Consider the following 20,077-nt stretch of genomic DNA (forward strand, 5'->3'; position numbering starts at 1 on the left):
AATTCCCCGAATCCCGGAAACCTCACGGGGTGTTCAGTGGTACGGCTCGCGCTGGCCCTTCAACACATGCCAGCGCGAGCCGGGTTTGACGGACGGCACGAGCAGGCAGGCGCTGGGTGCCTTGCCAGCGAATGCCGGTTGGTAGTGAGTGTTCGCGCTGTGCGGTTCGTGACGCTGTCGCGCAGCTTTGCCTATTGCCTTTCGCAGGAAGAATCCCGTGGCGCCGTTGTGGTGGTGGCAGGCGCCGCCGACGGAAGCGGATAGAACTTGGTGCGAGCGGGACTGAGGGCGCCATCACCCAGGGCTTCCACAGCGATCTTGCACTCGATGACCCGGGATATGTTGCTCTCGCTGAGGGGGAAAAGGACATGGATGGCCGAGTTTTGGTACATAGCCATTGCTCCGGTTCCATCCAGCTGGCCATTGACGGCTTCTCCGATACGTGCCAGCAGCGTCCAGGAGTGGTTCAAACTGTTGCGGGGGCCGGCCATCGAGATGATGGCCAGAACCACCGTCCCGGGCCGTTCGGATCCAAATGTTGAGATCTCGTGGAGACGACGCCGGAAATGGGCCTGGGTAGCCAACCCCGTGTAGACATCCGTACACGAAACCGGGGGCGCCGTTTCCATGGCTTCCGCCCACCCTTCTGCCAGGGACTGCAGAGCTTCGACGTCCACGTTCTTCCCTGCGGCAGCGAAGAGAGCACGGAAGTCAGCCATGGTCTCAGTGATGCCGACACCATTCCTGGCACGGGCAGCGCCAAGCGACTTGGCTGTGGGCCCTGGGATCACCGCGCTCTTCGCGAGGGAAGCCACCACAGTCCCAACTTCCGGCAGGAACCAATCCGCACGAAACCGCCAACCTGCCTGATAGCTGGTGTCCTGCCATTTTCGCAGCAAAGGGTGCCGCGAGAACGTGCAATCTGCGAGTGATTTTCTCCGGAACGATGTCATATCCGAACAGTGCATAGCAGCGTTGTTTCGTGACGAAGATGCTCCGGGATCGCCTGTCAAAGAAGTCTTTTGGCGTCTTGGTTCAACACATTGTATAAACCGCGTCACGACTTGCTGTCTGCCCTCACTCCATAAATATGGGCAGGATTACTCACAGTTTCGGGATGCCATAAATGGCGCACGGGGCACATACGGGCCGCAACGTAAACATGGAGGGTGAAGTTGACAGCGATCAACACCTCATTGAGCTGGTGAGAGGCGGAGACATATCTGCCTTCGATGGACTCTATAAACGTCACCTGTCCATTGCGTCCTCCATTGCCAAACGGAATGTCGACAATCCGAGCGACGCCGAGGATGTTGTGGCTGAGGCTTTTCAATCCGTTCTGCAAAGCATCGTAGGGGGAAAGGGACCGCGTGCCTTCTTCAGGGCGTACCTGCTGTCCATAGTCACCCGGCTATCCCATCAACGCAATCGAAAATCAAACAAAATCCTGCTCAGCGGTGATGATCCTGTTTTGGACGAAGCACTGGTCGAATCAGACGCCGTCATCAGCGCTTTCGAGTCACGCACAGTGGCCAAGGCGTTCCGCGCCTTGCCGGAACGGTGGCAGGCTGTTCTCTGGTACATGGACGTCGAACGCATGAAACCTGCAGCCGTGGCACCGATTCTTGGGGTGACCCCCAACGCCGTTTCTGCACTCGCTGTCCGTGCGCGTGAGGGCCTACGACGCCAATACCTCCAAAGTCATCTCGCGAACCAGACGGGCAGGTGCGCCGAATTCGCGTCCAAGCTTGGCAGCTTCCTCAGGGGTGGGCTACCCAGCGCTACTGAACGCATGGTTCGCAATCACCTGGATAGCTGTTCCACATGTACGGCCGCGCTTACGGAACTCGAAGACGTTCAGGGAAGCATGCGGGCGGTACTGCTGCCCCTGGTGACGGGAATCCCCTTGGCTATGTGGGCGGGTAAAGGCGCTGCGCTCGGTTTCCTTAGCGGGATGGTCCCGGCCAAAGTAGCCCTCGCAGTCCCTGCTTTGGCGCAGCCAGCCGTTATGGCTCTCTTTGCAGCGGCAGGGGTTGGCCTGATGCTGGGGGCAGGGGGATTAGCTGAGGGACTGGCTCCGGAGATATTTGCAGAACAGCAGACAGCTGAGACATCCGCAGCGCGAATCGAAAGCGACTTAAGGCTGGCCTCCCCGTCGCCAAGTCAGACCGAGGCTCCGGACCCAGCACCGTCGGCACAGACTCAGCCGCTGCCTGCCGCACCCGTGCCGCCCCCCGTTGAGCCTCTTCCCGTGCCGGCCCCGGAGCCGGTTGAGCCTCTTCCCGCGCCGGCCCCGGAGCCGGTTGAGCCTCTTCCCGTGCCGGCCCCGGCAGAGTCCTTGCCGTCGCCGCCGAAGGCGTTGCCTCAGCCGGTAGCTACGACTCCTGCCCCCGTTTCGCCGCCAGCAAAGCCCCCCGCGCCGGCCGCTCCTACCGGTTCGTCAGCGGCCGTCCCGGCAAAGGTCTCGGGCACCGTGCGGGAGATCCGTGAGAGAAGTAGCTCCAGCGGTACCGCCATGGAAATCGACTTCAATGCCTCCGGCACCGGCCCCTTGGGCAGCGGCAAGGTTGTGTTTTCGGTAGGAAGGCATGCGCGCATTGTGGAGAGCTCACTGCGTGCGCCCGACGGGTGGGAGTGTTCCATGGAGGGGCAGTCCGTCGTCATGTGCCTCACGGAATCGGTGCAGCGAGGCAGCCTCCACTTTCATGTGACCGCGGAATCGGTACGCTCCAGGGACGGCGGCGTCTTCAACTATTCCTTGAGTGGGAAAGGTCTTGTCCAAGGCGACTTCGCGTACCGGTACTGAGCCCAATTCGTGGCAGGGTCTGCGTCACGATCCTGCTGCCCCGCCCACTTAGTCAACGGCGGTGCCTGGGAAATCCGGAAGCCGCACACATCTCAACTCCATCTTGAAGGAATTATGAACGCAACGTTGTTTGCCGTTGCTGGTTTGCCGGGGCTCCTGGTTATGGTCTGGACAGTGCTCCCGACTGGTCGAAACTGGTTCGTCCGCAGGTACAGGTGGCCGCATCGCCTGCGGGGTACATTGGCAGCTTTGGGCGGCGTCCTGCTGATGGCCTCAGTGGGCTTCGCAGCTGATCCAAAGGATCATTCCTGGCTTAGGGTTTTGGTACTGCTCGCCGGGGTAGGCATGATCGGCGCGTGCCTCGTGGCCCCCACGTTCCGCATTCGCCACGGTGTGGCCACTCAGCCTCGGAAGGTGCTCGCTATTGGTGCACACCCTGATGATCTGGAGCTGGCCTGCGGGGCTACCCTCGCAAAACTGTCGGACGCCGGCCACGAAGTCCGGACCATGGTGATGAGCGCAGGCAGCAAAGGCGGAAACAGTGCTGTACGGGTGACAGAAGCTACTGCGGGTTCGGACTTCATGGGAGCATCCGCTGTCCAGATCCACAACTTCCAGGACACCTATTTGTCCGAGCATGGACAGGAAATGGTCACCGCGATCGAGGCCTTCATTGAGGAATTCCGGCCTGATGTGGTCATAACCCATTCCCGTAACGATTACCACCAGGACCACCAGGCGGTTCATAGTGCCACCATGCGGGCGGCCCGGCGCCACTCCTCCATCCTGTGCTTTGAGAGTCCCTCGTCCACGCGCCAGTTTGATCCCACTGTCTTCGTGGACATCGCAGGATATCTGGACGTCAAAATTCGGGCTGTCGCCATGCACAGGAACCAGAAGGGGAAGCCGTACATGAGCGCCGAAAAGGTCCGCAGTCTCGCGGCTTTCCGGGGTGAACAGGTGAAGACTTCCTACGCCGAGGGTTTCGAGCCCGTTCGGTTACTCGGTTCAGCCGTAGGGGAATTCTGATGGCGCGGATTCTTGTAACCGGGGTTGGGGGACCGGCCGGGCTTTCACTCGCCCGGCAGTTAAGGGGCTTGGGCCACTGGGTTCTGGGTGTCGATATGCAGGAGGTTCCGGCGTCAGCAGCGGACATTGTGTCGTTGGTGTCCCCCGCAAGTTCTGCCGGCTACCTGTGGGAGTTGCGCGGGCTTGTGGCCAATCACGGCATCGAACTCCTGGTGCCCACCGTCAGCGATGAGCTTGTTCTCGTAGCTGAGGCACGGGAAGACTTCGCCCCGGGCGTCGAAGTCCTTATTGCTGATCCGGCTCCAGTGCGTATTGCCAATGACAAATACCTCACCATGCGTTGCCTGGATACTGCAGGCGTCGCCGTGCCTGGTTTTGGGCTGCCCGGAGATTTCGCTTCGGTTAGTGAGGCCATGGCCCGCTTTGGCGGGGCGCTGGTGGTAAAGCCGAGGGTTTCCAGGGGTGGACGCGGGGTCCAAATTCTGGAACGAACCGCTGACGGGGGACGAAACGCTGCACGGATTTGGGCTTCCCTGGATGACTCTTGGATCGTGCAACGCTTCGCGCCCGGAACAGAGTACGCGCCGGTGGTCTTCCGCGGTGAGCTTGCAACCGGGGACGACGGTCTTGTGGTGGTGCTGGAGAAAACCGAGCTCAAGGAAGGGCGCGTAGGCAACGCCGTCTCCGTCAGGAAAGTGGAGTTGTCCATGGCCGCCGACGTAGCCCACGTGGCCCGGGCAGCGACGGCAGCCCTCGGATTGACGGGCCCCATTGACGTGGATGTCCGTCGCATGCCGGACGGAAAGCCCGTGGTGCTGGAGGTCAACGCAAGGTTTGGAGCGAACAGTGCCCATGCACCGGAGCTTCTGGACCACGCACTCCGCCGCTATGTTCCGGGACGGCTTGTGTGACGTTCCCGAGCGTGGCGTTGGTGGTGGTGTACGTTGGCGGTTTGGTGATTCTCGGTTTTGGCATGGCCAAAATCGTCTATGTTCCCATGGCGTTGTATTTCGACTGGCTTTACCGCTCCATCTGTGCCCGGCATCGGTATTCCGTGTTGAGCGATAGGCCTTTGGTGTCGGTGATTGTCCCGGGCTACAACGAGGCCGTGGTGATCACCGGCTGTGTTGAGTCCATTTTGGCCAGCCGGTACTTGCGCCTGGAAGTCATTTTGGTGGATGACGGTTCCACGGATGAGACCGCCTCCATCATGGAAGGCTTGGCGCAGCAGTATGACCGGGTGCGGTTCCTTTCGCAGGCCAACGCGGGCAAGGGCGCCGCTTTGAATTGTGGGATTGCAGCAGCCCTCGGGGACATTCTGATGTTTGTGGACGCCGATGGAGTCTTTGCTCCAGACACGTTGATACACATGCTGGAGGGTTTTGACGATCCGAAAGTGGGCGCAGTGTGCGGCGATGACCGGCCGGTCAACCTCGATCGCCTGCAGACCATGATGCTTGCGATCCTGAGCCACGTGGGTACGGGATTGGTCCGTAGGGCTCTATCCCTCATGAATTGCCTGCCCATCGTTTCCGGAAACATTGGCGCCTTTCGCAGCGATTTGGTCCGGGAGCTGGGAGGGTTCCACGAGGACACGCTCGGGGAAGACCTTGAGCTGACATGGCGGGTCTACAAAGCCGGATACCGGGTTCGATTCCAGCCCAAAGCACTCGTGTACGCCGAGTCTCCCTCCACCATGGGTGGCTTGTGGCGTCAGCGGGTCCGCTGGTCGCGAGGGCTGCTCCAGACGCTGAGGTTGCACAGCGGAATGCTCGGGAGCCGCCGCTACGGAATGTTCGGGGCGTTCCTGGTTTTCAACGCCATCACCATGGTGTTGATCCCTATTCTGCAACTCGTCGTCCTGGCTCTACTACCGTTCCTGTACGTGGCAGGCATGGGACCCGTCCCAGCTGAAGTCCTCGCAATCCTCGGCTGGCTCGGGGTCTTTGTGTCATTGGCGCTGATCGTCTTCTCCGTTGGCCTGAACCGCTCATGGCGGGATCTGCGATTCCTGTGGACGCTGCCACTGTGGCCCTTTTACTCGGTGTTTGTGGGCTTGGCCCTGGCCAGCGCAATCGTGAAAGAAATCCGTGGCAGTCCGGCCCGTTGGAACAAGTTGCAGCGGACAGGCATCAAGTCTGTGACTGCCACGCATTCTGTGACTTCCACTGATGTGTCACAACGGCAGGAAGCGCACGCGTGAAGGGCGTCCCGGGTACTGCAGCGTCCCCAACGTTGGCCATTGCCGTTGTGATGTCGCTCCTTCTGACGTCCGCCTGCGCGGTGGAACCGAAGAATCGTCCCGCGGACCGCATGGTCAATCTGGGTTTCGAAGATGTGGTCAACAGCGATCCCTTGTACTTGACCGGACTCGCCGAGCGCTTGGACTCGGTTGATGCAACAGCGGTATCGCTCGCAGTAGGACGGACGGACTGGACGGCTTTCCCTTTGCAGGGCCAAACCGAAACGGAATCCAGTGAGGTTGCTCGGACCGGTCGGGACTACGTGGCCGAGTCAATTTCGGCGTTGGAGTTCGCGGAGGATGGAAGGAAACGCGATGTTGTCCTCACCATAGATGCTCTGCTGGACCGCGCGCTCACCGCGGAACCGGCACTTGCCGGGCGGGACACGTCCGGAGCAGCGTCCTCAACCTTTGCCAGTGTGTCGTCCTTGCGGCATGGAAAAGCCGGCTCCCGGTTGGCCTCCCTTGCGGCGGTGATCGCCGGTAGATACCGGCCCACGGCGGTCAATCTGACGGAGCTGATGTTCGATGACTTCACTTTCGGTGAAGAGGATCTCATCGACTTCAAAGCCACCACGGGAGCCAAGGATTGGCCGAGGAAGAACGATGGTTCGATCGATGCGTCGGACGCGAGTATCGGCGGCTGGCGCAGTGAGGCTATGGCGGACATCGTCCTGAAGGTGCGGACCGCCGTCGAACCTTATGGCGTCAAACTCGATATGGACGTGCGCGCACCGCGTGAATCACCCTCACTGGACCGGGCGGACAGCGGACATGACTACGATCTCCTGCTTAAGCAGGCGCATCGGCTTCATGTTTGGGAATATGTGGGACTGAACAGTGAGAGTTCGCCGCAAACCAAGGAATTGGCGGAAGCAATGAACCGCAGGGCAGGCTCGCGCATTTCATTGTCCGTGGGGCTCTGGGGCAATGATGGCCGGATATCAGCCGGGGAATTAGCCACCGCACTGCGGGATGCTGTCCTCGGCGGGGCGACGTCAGTGTCCGTAACACCGGCGAGTCTCATGGAAGGCCAGCACTGGGACGTCCTCAAAGAGGCCTGGGCCAGGTAATGAAGGGGTAGGCGTCGGCTTTTAGCGGGCGTACGCTGACCGCATGGGGCTGTTGGGCGGAAAGGTTGTCCTTCAAGGTCATTCCCGCCCGGACGGTGACGCCAAAATCTGAGACGCATTCTTTTGTTGAGTTCTGTGCGGGTAAGATCCCGTAGGAAACATTAGTAATCCGGCTCACAGTATCCAGCGCAGTGTACGGGCCACACCAGATCCCAAAGGTAAGTATCAATGGTTCACACTGCCCATCAAGACACCGATCTCGCTGCCGAACTGCGTGCCGACGTACGCCGGGTTTCCACACTTCTCGGCGAGTCCCTGGTACGACAACACGGTCCGGAATTGCTCCAACTCGTGGAGCAAGTTCGCTTGCTGACCAAGGAGTCCAAGGAAGCCGCACGGGGCGGCGCGGATGCCACCGGCCCGTGGAGCGCGCACGACGTCGTTGCCCAGGTTCGCGAGTTGCTCGCCTCCCTGCCGCTGGACCAGGCGACTGACCTGGTTCGTGCCTTTGCGTTTTACTTCCACCTCAGCAACGCGGCGGAGCAAGTACATCGCGTCCGTGGACTGCGCACCCGCCAGGAAAAAGACGGTTGGCTGGCGAAGGCGGTCTCAGAGATAGCCGGCCAGGCGGGACCCCAGGTTCTGCAGGATGTGATCAACGGACTCGACGTCCGCCCCATTTTCACGGCGCACCCCACCGAGGCTTCACGTCGTTCTGTGTTGGACAAGGTCCGCAAACTTTCGGACGTCCTTGCTGAGCCCACAGCTGAGGGGACCTCCGCGCGGCGCCGTCAGGACCGGCAACTCGCTGAAATCATCGACCAAATGTGGCAGACCGACGAGCTCCGCCAAGTACGCCCCACTCCTGTGGATGAGGCCCGGAATGCCATCTACTACCTGAACAGCATTCTGACGGACGCCATGCCGGAAATGCTGACGGACCTTTCGGAACTTCTGGCCGAGCATGGTGTCACACTCCCTGCCGCCGCCGCACCGCTGAAGTTCGGTTCGTGGATCGGTGGCGACCGCGACGGCAACCCGAACGTTACTGCTGCTGTCACCAAGGAAATCCTGCAGTTGCAGAACCAGAATGCTGTCCGCATCAGCATTGCCCTCATCGACGAACTCATCTCGGTACTTTCCAACTCAACGGCTCTTTTTGGGGCCGACCAAGAGCTGCTGGATTCGATCACCGCGGACCTCAAGAACCTCCCCGGACTGGACAAACGCATCCTTGAACTGAACGCGCAGGAGCCCTACAGGCTCAAGCTGACCTGCATCAAGGCCAAGCTCATTAACACCGGTCGCCGCATTTCAGCTTCGACGTATCACGAGCCGGGCCGCGACTACGCAACCACTCCTGAGTTGCTGGCGGAGTTTGGACTGCTTGAAGCCTCGTTGCGGAACCATTCCGCTGGACTGGTGGCAGACGGCGCCCTGGCCCGCGTCCGCCGGGCAATCGCTGCCTTTGGTCTGCACCTGGCAACCTTGGACATCCGTGAACACGCCGATTACCACCACGATGCCGTAGGGCAACTCGTGGACAGGCTCGGCACCGAAAAGCCTTACGGCGAATTGACGCGTGAGGAACGCTTCACCTTCCTGGGGGCCGAGCTGGCTTCCCGCCGCCCGCTCTCCGGCCACCCGATCAAGCTTGAAGGCACTGCGGACGGCACATATGACGTCTTCCGGAGTATCCGCCAGGCCCTGCACACCTATGGCCCGGACGTCGTGGAAACCTACATCATTTCCATGACCCGCGGCGCCGATGATGTCCTGGCCGCAGCAGTCCTTGCCCGCGAGGCCGGTCTGATCGACCTCTTCAGCGGCAAGCCCCATGCCAAGATCGGGTTCGCTCCGCTATTGGAAACGGTGGAGGAACTCCGGGCCTCGGCTGAGATTGTGGACCAGTTGCTGTCCGATCCGTCCTACCGGGAACTTGTCCGCCTCCGCGGAGACATCCAGGAGGTCATGCTGGGTTACTCCGATTCCAATAAGGAATCCGGCGTGATGACCAGCCAGTGGGAGATCCACAAGACCCAGCGCAAGTTGCGCGATGTGGCGGCCAAGCACGGCGTCCGCGTTCGTCTCTTCCACGGCCGCGGTGGATCCGTTGGCCGCGGTGGCGGACCCACGTACGATGCCATCATGGCTCAACCGAACGGCGTGCTGGAAGGTGAGATCAAGTTCACCGAGCAGGGTGAGGTCATCTCGGACAAGTACTCCCTGCCCGAGCTGGCCCGCGAAAACCTGGAGCTCTCCCTGGCCGCCGTGATGCAGGGCTCGGCGCTGCACCGCACTCCGCGTACATCGGATGATGAACGTGAGCGCTATGCCAACGTCATGGAAACCATCTCGGATGCAGCGTTCGCCCGCTACCGCACGCTGATTGACGATCCCCAGCTTCCGGCGTACTTCCTGGCGTCCACACCTGTGGAGCAGCTGGGTTCATTGAATATCGGTTCGCGGCCCTCCAAGCGTCCGGATTCCGGTGCCGGACTTGGTGGCCTGCGGGCCATTCCGTGGGTTTTCGGCTGGACTCAGTCACGCCAGATCGTTCCCGGCTGGTTCGGAGTGGGCTCCGGTTTGAAGGCTGCGCGGGAAGCCGGCGACACGGATCAGTTGCTGGAGATGATGGACCGCTGGCACTTCTTCCGGTCAGTCATCTCCAACGTGGAGATGACCTTGGCCAAGACGGACATGGAAATTGCCGGTCATTACGTTTCGTCCCTGGTCCCCGAGGAACTGCACCGCTTGTTCCACATGATTCGTGACGAGTACGAGCTCACCGTTGCCGAGATCGAACGGCTGACTGGTGAGATGGAGTTGCTGGATGCCCAGCCTACGCTGAAGCGTTCACTCGAAATCCGCGACCAATACCTGGATCCGATCAGCTATCTGCAAGTGGAGCTCCTTCGCCGCGTGCGCGAGGAGCAGCTGTCCGGGGGCGAGATCGACGAGCGCCTCCAGCGGGCCATGCTCATCACCGTCAACGGCGTAGCCGCCGGCCTGCGCAATACCGGCTAGCAACCCTCTCTCACATCCCTCGGGTTTCCCCGGATCCCTCTCTCACCCGGTGAGAGAGGGATCCGTCCAAGGGCGTGGGATGTGAGAGAGCGTTAGGGTAGTGGGATGCCGTCGTTCCAGACCAAGTTGAAAATCACTGGCCTCAAACCGGGCAACGCACCCGAATCGGTGATGGCCGCAGCGGTGGAAGCGCTGGAAACCCGCCACCACGTCGAATCGAACCAGCTCGACATCGTGGGCGGCGTCCCGCAGATCAGCCTCCGCTTCACGGTAGGCGACCGCGACTACTCAGGCGAGAACGACGAAGCCCGGACGTCGGCAGCCATGATGCGTGACGCCGTCGAGCGCGTAGCGGTGACCGGCAGCCTTTACGTGTTGCGCCGCAGCCGTGGCCGTTGGTCGCCGGTCTAAAACGCCGCTCCATGACGCCGGCGCTACTCGGGCTGCGGAACGTCGTCGGGCTTGTCGGCGTCGTAAGGTTCGTCCACGGGTGACCGGCTTCCGCGGCGGCGCGTGACGATCAGCCCCACCACCACGCCGATGACCAAGCCGAGCCCCACACCGATCAGGGAACTGGCCCAAAAGGGAAGCTTGGTGGTTGAGCCCGTGAAATAGCCCAGGCCCACTTGCCATACGGCCCACAGCACAGCGCCCAGGCCGGCACACAGGCTGAACCCGCGTGCCGAAACGTTGGCGATGCCTGCCGCGGATGAGGTGGCGAGCCTGCCTCCCGGAATGAAGCGGGCGCCGATGATGGCGCCGTACGTTGAGGAGCGGCCGGCTTTGGCAATGGCCTCGTGGATTCCGCGATGGATGCGGCGGCCCCAGGACCACCGGTCCAAAACGTGGCTAATACGGCGTTTGAACAGCATAAACACGGCCATGTCGCCCAGCCAGGATGCGAACGCAGCCAAGAACAGGACGAGCCAGAAATTTGCATGGCCGTCGGCTGCAAGTGCCCCGCCGGTGATCACCACCATCTCGGAGGGAATGGGCGGGAAGATGGCATCACCCAGCACGATAGGGACGATCCACAGGTAAATCGCGGATCCCCACGTTTCGGGGGTGATGAAGTCCATGGGCACAAGGTACCGCACTTGCCGCGCCCGCCGCTCCGGCGCGAGACTGACCGCATGCGAATCGACATTCTGCACGGCGACATCACCACGCGTTCCGTGGACGCGATTGTCAACGCCGCCAACTCGTCCTTGCTCGGTGGAGGGGGAGTGGACGGTGCCATCCACAGGGCGGCTGGATCGGAACTGCTTGAGGCCTGCCGCGAGTTGCGTCGGACGGAACTGCCGGAGGGACTTCCGGTGGGCGCCGCCGTCGCAACCCCTGCCTTCCGGCTCCCCGCGCACTGGGTGATCCACACCGTGGGTCCCAACCGGCATGCGGGTCAAACCGATCCGGCGCTGCTTGCCTCGTGCTTCCGGGAAAGCCTGAAGGTGGCGGCCGGGCTTGGTGCCCGATCCCTCGCCTTCCCTGCGATCAGCGCCGGAATTTACGGTTGGGACTCCCGTCAGGTGGCGGAAGTAGCGTTCGACGCCGTGGGGTCGTTTTCGTCGTCGTCCTCCGTGAGTGCCGCTTCAGAACGCGGGCTTGAGTTGGTGGAGTTCGTGCTGTTTTCGGAAGAGACGACCACGGTCTTCCGGGCTGCGTTGGATTCCTCACCGGGGGCCTGAGGTGTTGCGGCGCGCAGGCGTCACGCCGGTTCCGGGCTGGCACCCCGTGGCGCCTCAGCCGCCCGCTTGTGCCCAAGGAACCTACCTGCTTTGAAGTACCAGTACGGCCACGCTGCCCACGACGACGCCCCGGCAATGAAACCCACTCCCATCACCGCGTAACGGAGCCACTCGGGCCCGGGAAGGAGGAAACCGAGGCCGGCAACGGGAAGCCCGATCAAAAGTGCTCCGCCGATGAACCGGCCAAGCTTCGCGAGCACTTTCGGGTAGTCCTCAACGTGGAGAAGCTTGTTGTTGGCCATGAGGAACCAGACCCCTTGGATCACGATGGCCGCCACGGAAACTGCAGTTGATGGCTCAAAGTCCAGGACCTTGAGTACAAGCAATGCCGAGCTCGTGGCCCCGGCCGCGCAAGCTGCCACTGTTACCCATTTCAGCGGCTCAGTCCACGGTGCTTTGGGGAGCCGTTTGTGGACCTGCATGATCACGGGGATGACCAGCACGTTGAACACGGCTCCGGTGGCGTCGTTGATTGCACCAAAGACGAAGGGGCCGCCCCTGGGGACTTCCACGGCGTACATGGCCCCGAGTGTCAGGACGCCCGCCACGCCCACGGCGGCTGCAGAGTAGGCGAGGACCGAAACGGCCCTGTCGCCCGTTATTTCAGTGAATTGTTCCATCGGAACTCCCGCGTTCTGCCCAGCAAACCCATGGTAGTCCTGCGGAGTAGCGGAAGGAACGGGCTCCTGCCCTACGTCAGGCGTGGGCTTCGCTGAGCTCCAACTGGCTGCGATATTCCACCGGCTGCTTGCTGATGGGGTCCACGAACGTGATGCCGCGGGCCAGTAACTGCAGGGGTTTCGTGTAGTCGTCCGGAGCCTTGTCCAACAGGTCCGGGTAGAAGGCGTCGTTGACGATTCCCAGCCCGAGGGAGGCCATGTGCACCCGGAGTTGGTGCGTCTTTCCGGTGTGCGGCTCCAAACGGTACAGTGCGCGTTGGTGAGTGCCGGCGTCGAACGTTTTTGTTTGTTCAATGCGCGTTTCCGCGTTCGGTTCGCCGTCGATGACTTCGGCCAGCAAGTAGCTGCGCGACTTGGTCATGCGGTTGCGGACCACTGCGGGGAACTCGACGGCGGGAAAGCCTGCGGCGGGCGTCGCGGCGGACACGCACTCGTATTCCTTCTGGACCTGGCGCTTCTCGAAAAGCACCTGATACTTGCCGCGCGTCTCCGGGTTGGTGGAGAGCAGCAACAGGCCAGCGGTCATGCGGTCCAGGCGGTGCATGGGGATGAGGTCAGGGAGGTTGAGCAGGTTTCGCAACCGGACCAGGGCGGATTCCTGGATGTAGGTGCCGCCGGGCGTGGTGGGGAGGAAATGCGGTTTATCGACCACCAGGATGTGCTCGTCCTGATGGAGGATGGTGATTTCGACGGGAAGCCGCGTCTCCGGGGGGAGGGTGCGGTAGTACCAGATGAAGGTGTGGTCCTCGAGTTTGGTGCTGCGGTCCAGCGGTACACCGCCTTCGCCCACGATCTCGCCGGCGTCGAATCGGTCCTCGATGCCCTGGGGGTCGATGTGTCCCCAGCGGTGCATCATGTAGTCCATCGCTGTGGTCCACGGTCCCTCGTCCGGCAGGCGCAGGCGGGTCGCGTTCACGCCGTCGCGCACGGGGAGGGGGGATTGCATCACCGAACAATTCTACCGGGGCTGCGGTGCGGGGCCCGCTCTGCACCCCAAATCGCGCTCAGAGCATGCAGAGTAGGCCTCGCAACGGGAGAGTTGATCCGACGATTAAAAAGTTCTTGACAAGAAAAGTTGTCGGTGACAATACTTGAAGCATGTTGGACATCGAAGTCATCGAGGACCCGGCCGCGGCGGAAGCTTCGCTGGACCCGATCCGCACCCGCATCCTCCAGGAACTCTCCGAACCGGCATCCGCCACACAACTGGCGGCGAAGGTTGGACTGCCCCGCCAGAAGGTCAACTATCACCTCAAGTCCTTGGAGCGCCACGGCCTGGTGGAGTTGGTGGAGGAACGCCGCAAGGGCAACGTCACCGAGCGAGTACTTCGCGCGACGGCGGCCTCGTACCTCATCTCACCGGTGGCACTGGCCTCCGTGGCCCCGGATCCCCGGCGCTTCTCGGACCGATTCTCCGCTTTCTGGCTCCTATCGCTCGCCTCCCGCACAGTGCAGGAGATGGGCAAGCTCATCGCCGGCGCTGCCGTGGCCAACAAGAAGCTGGCCAGCTTCGCGATCGACGGCGAGATCACCTTCCGCTCTGCCGCGGAACGCGCGGCGTTCGCGGAAGAGCTCGGCGTAGCGGTGACGAAGCTCGTGGACAAGTACCACGACGGCGGTGCTACCGCGGTGGCGGGCGGCGCACGCAAGCACCGGCTCGTCGTCGTGCTTCACCCTGCCCTTAAGACCCCTCCAATTAAGATCCCTCCAATCGAACATGCCTCCTCGGAGAAATCAGCAGAAAAGGACCACAGCAATGACTGACAACCGTAAATTCGAAATCGTGGCGGACACCGAACTGCCCGGCACCCCGGAGCGTGTGTGGCAGGCGGTCACCAAGGACACGCCGGCTTGGATGTTCCCCACGGATCAGTGGCCGGACGTCAAGACCACTGAGGAGTACCCCAGCCACCTGGTGTCCCGGATGGATGGTCCGGACGGATGGTTCAACCAGCTGGAGCACGTCCTTGAGCCCCTTGAAGGTGGCCGTGCCAAGCTGCACTACGTCCACAGCGGGATCTTCGCCGACAACTGGGATGAGCAGTACGACGGTGCCAGCAAGCACACAGAGTTCTACCTCCACACCCTTGGCCAATACCTGCAGCACTTCGACGGCAAGCCGGTGGTGTTCACGGATATTCAGGCGCCCCCTTCATCACAGACGCCTGACGGTTTCGTGCAGCTGAAGCAAGCGTTGGGTGTGGACGGGCTGCCCGCCGGTACTTCCGTGGACGTGGATATCGACGGCGTCGGACGGCTTAGCGCCGAGGTGGACTTCTCCAACGAGAACTTCCTGGGCCTCCGAACCGCGGACACCATGTACCGGTTCTTCGGCCGCAACGTGTTCGGTGCTCCGGTTGGCATGACGGTGCACGAGTTCAGTGGCTCGGGCGATTCGGAACTCACGGCCAAGGCTTGGGGCGCGTTCTTGGAGAAGGTGTACGCGTAGGAGGTTCTCCGCCAGTTTCCCCTTTAAGGGGCCCAAGCCCGTGTCACGGATTCCAAGGCGGCTTCGTAGATCCCCGGCCAGTCCGTCGCGGGGTCGTTCATCTGCGCCAGCTCCAAGCTGACGAGCCCGTGGACCTGCCCCCAAATGGCCATGGCTATCACCGTGGGGTCTTCTTTGCGCAGAGCGTCGGCTGACTGGGCGGCGACTACCGCCTCCACCAAGGGGAGCATCGAGTCGGAGGCGACCTCCGGCGTCGGACTGCAATCAACAAAGGCGGCCAGGGCGCCGCCGAACATGAGGCGGTAAAGGGCTGGATGCTCAAGTGCCCAGACGCGGTACGCCCGGCCGAGCCCGGGAAGCCCGTCTGCGGAGGCGTCCCGTTGGGACTCGCCAAAGGATCGGAAACCGTCGTCGACGGCGGCCGTTAACAGTTGCGATTTCCCGCCGAACAGCGAGTAGATCGCAGTGGTGGACGTTCCCGCCGCTGCTGCTACGTCGCGAAGGGTGACGCGGGCGGGCCCATCGCGGTCCACGAGCTCAGCGGTCACCTCCAAGAGTCTCTGCTGGACGTGCTGGTCATGAATTATGGGTCTTGCCATGCCTTCAAGTGTTTCATAACATTGTTTCATAACAACGTTACGGAACCCGGATTCGGAACCGAGCTGTTCTTCAACCGAAGGAATCACATGGCACAGGAGATTTTTCCCGGCCGCTTCACCGCGGATATCGGGCGCGATACTGTGACCGTCTTCCTCATCGGAATGCGGGCCAACAGATGGTGGAAAATGGGCCGCGTCGCGAAGGTAGCCTCGGCCATGCCCACCATGATGCAGCACCTAGCTACTCATCCTGAGGCCGGGCTCCTGGGCAGCGAACAGTGGTTCGGGCGTACCACCATTCTGCTCAGCTACTGGGAGAGTCCGGAGCATCTGCGTCGATTTGCCGCGGACAGGGATTCGCCGCACCTGGGCCCGTGGCGGAAATTCATGAAGGAGGTTGCGGGGAGCGGCGACATCGGCGTGTGGCACGAGACGTACCAGGTGCCGGCGTCGGGCATTGAAGTGGTGTACAACGGCATGCCGCTGTTTGGTTTGGCCAAGGCGACGCAGCACGTACCTGTGGGACCCGGCAGCAACACGGCGAAGCAGCGGATGGGCTCGGTGGGGCGAGTGGCTCCCAGTCAGTTGGGTGGCTAGGCAACCGCGACCGCGGGTGGCCGTGCGGACTTGAGCGTCCGGCGGAGGTGGGGTGAGGCGTCCAACTTGTTCTGCGCGGCGCGGAGCGCACCGACGGCGAACTCCAACTGTGCAGCCGGCAAGGTGTAGGGAACGCGTAGGTAATGCTCGAAAGCGCCACCCGCCCCAAACCTAGGTCCGGCCGCCAAGCGTACGCCGAAGTCGGGGGCGAGCACGGTCAGGGCAGTGCTGCACGGCGTGGGAAGGCGACACCACACTGTGAGTCCGCCGCGGGGTCGCTCCACGTCCCACTCCGGCAGGTGCTCCGAAAGCAACCCCAGCAGCGTTTCCCGGTTGTTCCGAAGCTCCTCAAGCCGGGCATCAAGCGGCTCTGCGAAGGACCGCACCAGGCGTGCCGCCGCCAGTTGCTCCACCACGGGCCCACCCAGATCCATGACGGTCCGGGTAGAGACAAAGCGGGCAATCAGGGCCTCGTCTGCCCGGATCCACCCGGTCCTCAGCCCGGCCCAGTGCGACTTGCTGAGCGAGCCGATGGAAACAACCGCCGGACTGTAAGCCGACATCGGCGCGGTGCGGACGCCGTCGAGGTTCAGCCCCCGCAGCGTTTCATCCACCACCAGGATGGTCCCGGAAGCAGTGGCTGCCCGTGTGAGTCGTCGGCGTTGAAGATCGGACATGATGCGCCCGGTGGGGTTGTGGAAGTCCGGCACCAAGTAGGCCATGGCAGGACGTTGATGATTCATGGTCGCCACCATGGCATCTATGTCCCACGCCGGTGACGTACTCGACTGTATTAGAGGTAGTGCTACGGGCAGCGGCTTGCACCCTGCAGCACGGATGGCGTCCAAGGCATTGGGGTAGCTGGGGTGTTCCACCATCACCCGGTCCTGCTTTCCAGCCAGCGTGCGCAGCACGATGTTGAGTGCATGCTGCGCACCCGAGGTGACCAGGATTTGGCCGGGCGTCGTTGGCACCCCTTCCGCCGTGTATTTGTCTGCGATGGCTTCCCGGAGGGCCGGCACTCCCACGGCCTCGTACCCGAATCCGGGCAGGAGGGCAGGTAACTCGGTCAGGGCGTCGGCGAAGGCCCGATGCACTACCTCGCCGGCGGCCGGCAGCGACGCATACGCCAGGTCCAAGAGACCCTCAGGAACGGCAAGTCCGGGCGCACTCACTGGCGCGGTTCGGTGGGGGATGCACGTCCGCCCGCGGCTGCCCTGGCCCGCCGTCAGGAATCCCTGTTCGCGCAGGCTCGCATACGCGGCAGTGACCGTGGTGCGGCTGAGGCCGAGTGTCTGGGCGAGCGCCCGCTCGCTGGGCAGTGCGACGTCCAGCGGTATGCGCCCGTCCATCACCAGCAAACGCACGACGTCGGCCAGCTCGCGGTAGGCGGGCAGGGCGCCGGAGTTCCAGGAGCCGAGGAGGCGGACGAGTGCGGTGGGATTCAGGGAGCCGGACATAAGACCAGTATTACAAACTGGCTATGGAATACAAGGCCAGTTTTCAGCGACCATGGATTCATGATGACCCGAAGAATCACACAACTCCTGATCGGCCTCGCAATGTACGGCATCTCCTTGGCCATGTTCATCCGGGCCGGCCTCGGCTTGGACCCTTGGGACGTTTTCCACCAAGGTGTGTCCGAAAAGACCGGATTCAGCATTGGCGTTGTGGTCATCGCGGTCAGCTTCCTGGTTCTCCTCCTCTGGATCCCGCTCCGGCAGATGCCAGGGATCGGAACCATCGCCAACGCGGTCCTCGTGGGGCTCTTCGCCGATCTGGGGCTATGGCTCATCCCGGAGTTCTCACACCTTGGCGGACAGATCGCCATGCTCGCCGGCGCTGTGATCCTCAACGGCATCGCCTCCGCTTGCTACATCGGTGCCCGCCTTGGGCCCGGCGCCCGTGATGGCCTGATGACCGGACTGGTCCGCCGCACCGGTTGGTCCGTGCGGCTGGTCCGCACGGGCATCGAAGTAGTTGTCCTTGCTGTGGGTTTCCTGCTGGGCGGATCCGTGGGCGTGGGCACCGTGGTGTACGCCCTGGCCATCGGCCCGATTGTGCAAGTGCTGCTGCCGAAGTTCATGGTTCCGGAGCGGGCAAAGGCAACGGCCCCCACGGAAGCCGTGGAGGCCGCGCCTGCAGCGTAGGGCTTAGCGCGCAAGCACTAACGGCACGCCTCCAGGTCCTCGCCGTACCGCAACCAGTCCGGCAGGTCCTGGGCCAGCGCATCGCGGATAGCGGGCGATCCAGCGCTACGCCAGTCGACGTCGTCGTTAATCTCGATCTCGTATTTCTTCCACTCGAACCAGTTGATCATCTTCAGCTGCGGGTACTTCTGGTGGGTTTCGGCGGAGAAGACTTGCCTCCACCAGGCCTGCTTGACGTCCAGCTCGGAGGCCCCGCCCCGCGCGGGCGTGTAGATGGCCGCGGTCTCCGGAATGCCCACCGGCTTGCCGTGGTCCACCCCGTACACCTGGTAAAAATCGGGGACGGAACTGTCATCACCCGCGGTGCCGCTGTAGCTGCCGGTGAGCATGGCCAGGAATTTGCCCGGTTCCGAAACGTCGTTGTTGCCCCATGGCCGCTGGTTGCCCCAGTGATACAAGGAAACCCCCACCCAGTCCACGGCGTCGTCCCCCGGATAGTAGGGCGCGTAGGTGTCGTCGGCCATGGTGAGGGTGCCGTCGTGATCGGTATCCAGGGCAGCGAAGTCCGGGGTGCCTGGCCGCGCCGCGAACTGGCCACCCGTGAACGGATAGCCGCCGCCATAGTTTGGCGCCCACATCATGGACGTCCCCGGAGCCTGCGAGTGCACCGCCGCCGCCACCTTGCGGAAAACCTCCACGTAGCGGATCGGCTGCTGTCCCCACGAGTACCAGGAGCCGTTCATCTCATGCGCAAAACGCACGACGACGGTGGTCCCCTGATCGTTGATGGCCCGTAAGTCGGTGGCCAGTTTGGCGATCACTTCGTCGCTCATGGTCTCTAAACCGCCGTGGGGCTCGAGGGTCAGGAGCAGCGCGCCGCCCGTTTCCCGGACTTGCGTGACGGCGTTGGTGGTGTGCGACCACGTTTCGTCGTCGTAGGGGATATCCGAGAACTGCACCACTACCGCGGGATCGTGGCCGAGGTTTGCTCGGTGTTCGGCCAAGGTCTCCGAGTCCCAATCCAGGTTGACGCCCAAGAGCACGCCATCCCGGGGGATCAGGGTGGAGGCATCACCGGCCCGGCAAAGGGACAGGGCCTGGACCACGGGCACCACCTCCTTGGAAGCAAAACCCAAACACGTGGCAGCCAAGGCCGTCACCACCAAGGGGATGAGCAGGCTGGCCCGCCGTCGTTTTCGGTTCGGATGCCCGATGAAAGCTGGTGGAGTCTGCGCCATGGTCAGCCCCATCCGAGGGAGCGGCGTCGGCGCCCGAAGAGGGTGCGCCAACTGAACCGCGGCGCAAGCCCGCGCGGCCGTACGAGTGCTGCGCCGCCGTCGATCGCTTCCTGGCGGTTTGCGTAGATCCGGGCCACGTGACCCAGATGGGCCTGGAGACGGGTTTCCGCCAGGGCGCTGGAGTCCCCGAAGAGGCGCAGATCGCCGCCTCGTGAGCGCAGCAGGTGCAGCACCTCAAGCAGCCCTACGACGCCGGACGCTCCCACGGAAGTCACCGCCGCGATATCGAGCAGGACCAGAACGGGACCGTCTGTGGCGGCCTTGGCGGACGTTTGGCGAATAGCGAGAACGGACGCAGCGTCCAAGGTGCCGGTAATGGTCAGGTCCACCGATTTCAAGGTGGTTGAGATGGTGTTCGGGGCATGGGAAAGAGTGGACATGG

The 20,077-nt window shown here is 62.6% G+C and carries 20 protein-coding genes; 12 read left to right on the forward strand and 8 right to left on the reverse strand.

Annotation, left to right across the window (positions count from 1 at the left end):
- Positions 1 to 191: 191 nt before the first annotated feature.
- On the reverse strand, positions 192 to 815 hold the full coding sequence (locus AC1RJY_RS13640; protein WP_143711601.1) for a hypothetical protein: 624 nt from the start codon (positions 813 to 815) through the stop codon (positions 192 to 194).
- A gap of 347 nt (positions 816 to 1,162) precedes the next feature.
- On the opposite strand from AC1RJY_RS13640, the gene AC1RJY_RS13645 reads away from it, so the two are divergent.
- From AC1RJY_RS13645 to AC1RJY_RS13675, 7 genes are all read left to right on the forward strand, one after another.
- The gene (locus AC1RJY_RS13645; protein ID WP_498602517.1) at positions 1,163 to 2,806 is read left to right on the forward strand and encodes a sigma-70 family RNA polymerase sigma factor; all 1,644 of its coding nucleotides are present in this window, start codon (positions 1,163 to 1,165) and stop codon (positions 2,804 to 2,806) included.
- A 114-nt stretch (positions 2,807 to 2,920) separates the two neighbouring features.
- A complete protein-coding gene (locus AC1RJY_RS13650; RefSeq protein ID WP_238324501.1) occupies positions 2,921 to 3,835 on the forward strand; it encodes a PIG-L deacetylase family protein in 915 nt (304 codons plus the stop codon).
- On the forward strand, positions 3,835 to 4,746 hold the full coding sequence (locus AC1RJY_RS13655) for an ATP-grasp domain-containing protein (RefSeq protein ID WP_011773510.1): 912 nt from the start codon (positions 3,835 to 3,837) through the stop codon (positions 4,744 to 4,746). Before AC1RJY_RS13650 ends, AC1RJY_RS13655 begins: the two co-directional genes overlap by 1 nt.
- A complete protein-coding gene (locus AC1RJY_RS13660) occupies positions 4,743 to 6,038 on the forward strand; it encodes a glycosyltransferase family 2 protein (protein WP_011773511.1) in 1,296 nt (431 codons plus the stop codon). The genes AC1RJY_RS13655 and AC1RJY_RS13660 overlap by 4 nt, the downstream gene beginning before the upstream one ends.
- A complete protein-coding gene (locus AC1RJY_RS13665) occupies positions 6,035 to 7,150 on the forward strand; it encodes a hypothetical protein (RefSeq protein WP_498602518.1) in 1,116 nt (371 codons plus the stop codon). The genes AC1RJY_RS13660 and AC1RJY_RS13665 overlap by 4 nt, the downstream gene beginning before the upstream one ends.
- 228 nt (positions 7,151 to 7,378) lie before the next feature.
- Positions 7,379 to 10,177, forward strand: coding sequence for a phosphoenolpyruvate carboxylase (gene ppc, locus AC1RJY_RS13670; protein ID WP_210064628.1), 2,799 nt, complete (start codon positions 7,379 to 7,381; stop codon positions 10,175 to 10,177).
- Positions 10,178 to 10,282: 105 nt separating this feature from the next.
- Positions 10,283 to 10,588, forward strand: a complete 306-nt coding sequence (locus AC1RJY_RS13675) for a hypothetical protein (protein ID WP_011773514.1) — start codon at positions 10,283 to 10,285, stop codon at positions 10,586 to 10,588.
- Positions 10,589 to 10,611: 23 nt separating this feature from the next.
- On the opposite strand, the gene AC1RJY_RS13680 is transcribed toward AC1RJY_RS13675, so the two are convergent.
- Positions 10,612 to 11,256, reverse strand: coding sequence for a DedA family protein (locus tag AC1RJY_RS13680; protein ID WP_011773515.1), 645 nt, complete (start codon positions 11,254 to 11,256; stop codon positions 10,612 to 10,614).
- A 54-nt stretch (positions 11,257 to 11,310) separates the two neighbouring features.
- Between AC1RJY_RS13680 and AC1RJY_RS13685 the strand changes: the two genes are divergently transcribed.
- On the forward strand, positions 11,311 to 11,862 hold the full coding sequence (locus AC1RJY_RS13685) for an O-acetyl-ADP-ribose deacetylase (protein WP_498602519.1): 552 nt from the start codon (positions 11,311 to 11,313) through the stop codon (positions 11,860 to 11,862).
- A gap of 20 nt (positions 11,863 to 11,882) precedes the next feature.
- Here AC1RJY_RS13685 and AC1RJY_RS13690 read toward each other — a convergent pair whose 3' ends face one another.
- Together AC1RJY_RS13690 and AC1RJY_RS13695 are read right to left on the reverse strand one after the other, a co-directional pair.
- Positions 11,883 to 12,542 (reverse strand): hypothetical protein, encoded by a 660-nt coding sequence (locus tag AC1RJY_RS13690; RefSeq protein ID WP_498602520.1) that lies wholly within the window; start codon positions 12,540 to 12,542, stop codon positions 11,883 to 11,885.
- 76 nt (positions 12,543 to 12,618) lie between these two features.
- Positions 12,619 to 13,548, reverse strand: coding sequence for a pseudouridine synthase (locus tag AC1RJY_RS13695; RefSeq protein WP_210066170.1), 930 nt, complete (start codon positions 13,546 to 13,548; stop codon positions 12,619 to 12,621).
- A 152-nt stretch (positions 13,549 to 13,700) separates the two neighbouring features.
- Here AC1RJY_RS13695 and AC1RJY_RS13700 point away from each other — a divergent pair, with 152 nt between their 5' ends.
- Together AC1RJY_RS13700 and AC1RJY_RS13705 are read left to right on the forward strand one after the other, a co-directional pair.
- Positions 13,701 to 14,366, forward strand: a complete 666-nt coding sequence (locus AC1RJY_RS13700; RefSeq protein WP_210064625.1) for an ArsR/SmtB family transcription factor — start codon at positions 13,701 to 13,703, stop codon at positions 14,364 to 14,366.
- On the forward strand, positions 14,359 to 15,051 hold the full coding sequence (locus AC1RJY_RS13705; protein ID WP_014920764.1) for an SRPBCC family protein: 693 nt from the start codon (positions 14,359 to 14,361) through the stop codon (positions 15,049 to 15,051). The genes AC1RJY_RS13700 and AC1RJY_RS13705 overlap by 8 nt, the downstream gene beginning before the upstream one ends.
- 23 nt (positions 15,052 to 15,074) lie before the next feature.
- Here AC1RJY_RS13705 and AC1RJY_RS13710 read toward each other — a convergent pair whose 3' ends face one another.
- Positions 15,075 to 15,650 carry a TetR-like C-terminal domain-containing protein gene (locus tag AC1RJY_RS13710; RefSeq protein WP_498602521.1) on the reverse strand — a complete coding sequence of 192 codons (576 nt, stop codon included), beginning with the start codon at positions 15,648 to 15,650 and terminating at the stop codon, positions 15,075 to 15,077.
- Positions 15,651 to 15,737: 87 nt separating this feature from the next.
- Between AC1RJY_RS13710 and AC1RJY_RS13715 the strand changes: the two genes are divergently transcribed.
- Positions 15,738 to 16,247, forward strand: coding sequence for a DUF4188 domain-containing protein (locus AC1RJY_RS13715; RefSeq protein ID WP_498602522.1), 510 nt, complete (start codon positions 15,738 to 15,740; stop codon positions 16,245 to 16,247).
- On the opposite strand, the gene yczR is transcribed toward AC1RJY_RS13715, so the two are convergent.
- Positions 16,244 to 17,707 (reverse strand): MocR-like transcription factor YczR, encoded by a 1,464-nt coding sequence (gene yczR / locus AC1RJY_RS13720; RefSeq protein ID WP_498602523.1) that lies wholly within the window; start codon positions 17,705 to 17,707, stop codon positions 16,244 to 16,246. The genes AC1RJY_RS13715 and yczR overlap by 4 nt on opposite strands.
- A gap of 60 nt (positions 17,708 to 17,767) precedes the next feature.
- Between yczR and yczE the strand changes: the two genes are divergently transcribed.
- The gene (gene yczE / locus AC1RJY_RS13725; protein ID WP_011773523.1) at positions 17,768 to 18,397 is read left to right on the forward strand and encodes a membrane protein YczE; all 630 of its coding nucleotides are present in this window, start codon (positions 17,768 to 17,770) and stop codon (positions 18,395 to 18,397) included.
- Between the two features lie 17 nt (positions 18,398 to 18,414).
- On the opposite strand, the gene AC1RJY_RS13730 is transcribed toward yczE, so the two are convergent.
- Both AC1RJY_RS13730 and AC1RJY_RS13735 read right to left on the reverse strand, forming a co-directional pair.
- Positions 18,415 to 19,647 carry a glycoside hydrolase family 26 protein gene (locus tag AC1RJY_RS13730; RefSeq protein ID WP_014920768.1) on the reverse strand — a complete coding sequence of 411 codons (1,233 nt, stop codon included), beginning with the start codon at positions 19,645 to 19,647 and terminating at the stop codon, positions 18,415 to 18,417.
- Positions 19,638 to 20,075, reverse strand: a complete 438-nt coding sequence (locus AC1RJY_RS13735) for an STAS domain-containing protein (RefSeq protein WP_011773525.1) — start codon at positions 20,073 to 20,075, stop codon at positions 19,638 to 19,640. Before AC1RJY_RS13735 ends, AC1RJY_RS13730 begins: the two co-directional genes overlap by 10 nt.
- Between the last annotated feature and the right edge of the window lie 2 nt (positions 20,076 to 20,077).

The organism is Arthrobacter sp. GW822-FHT05G07 (assembly GCF_058799755.1).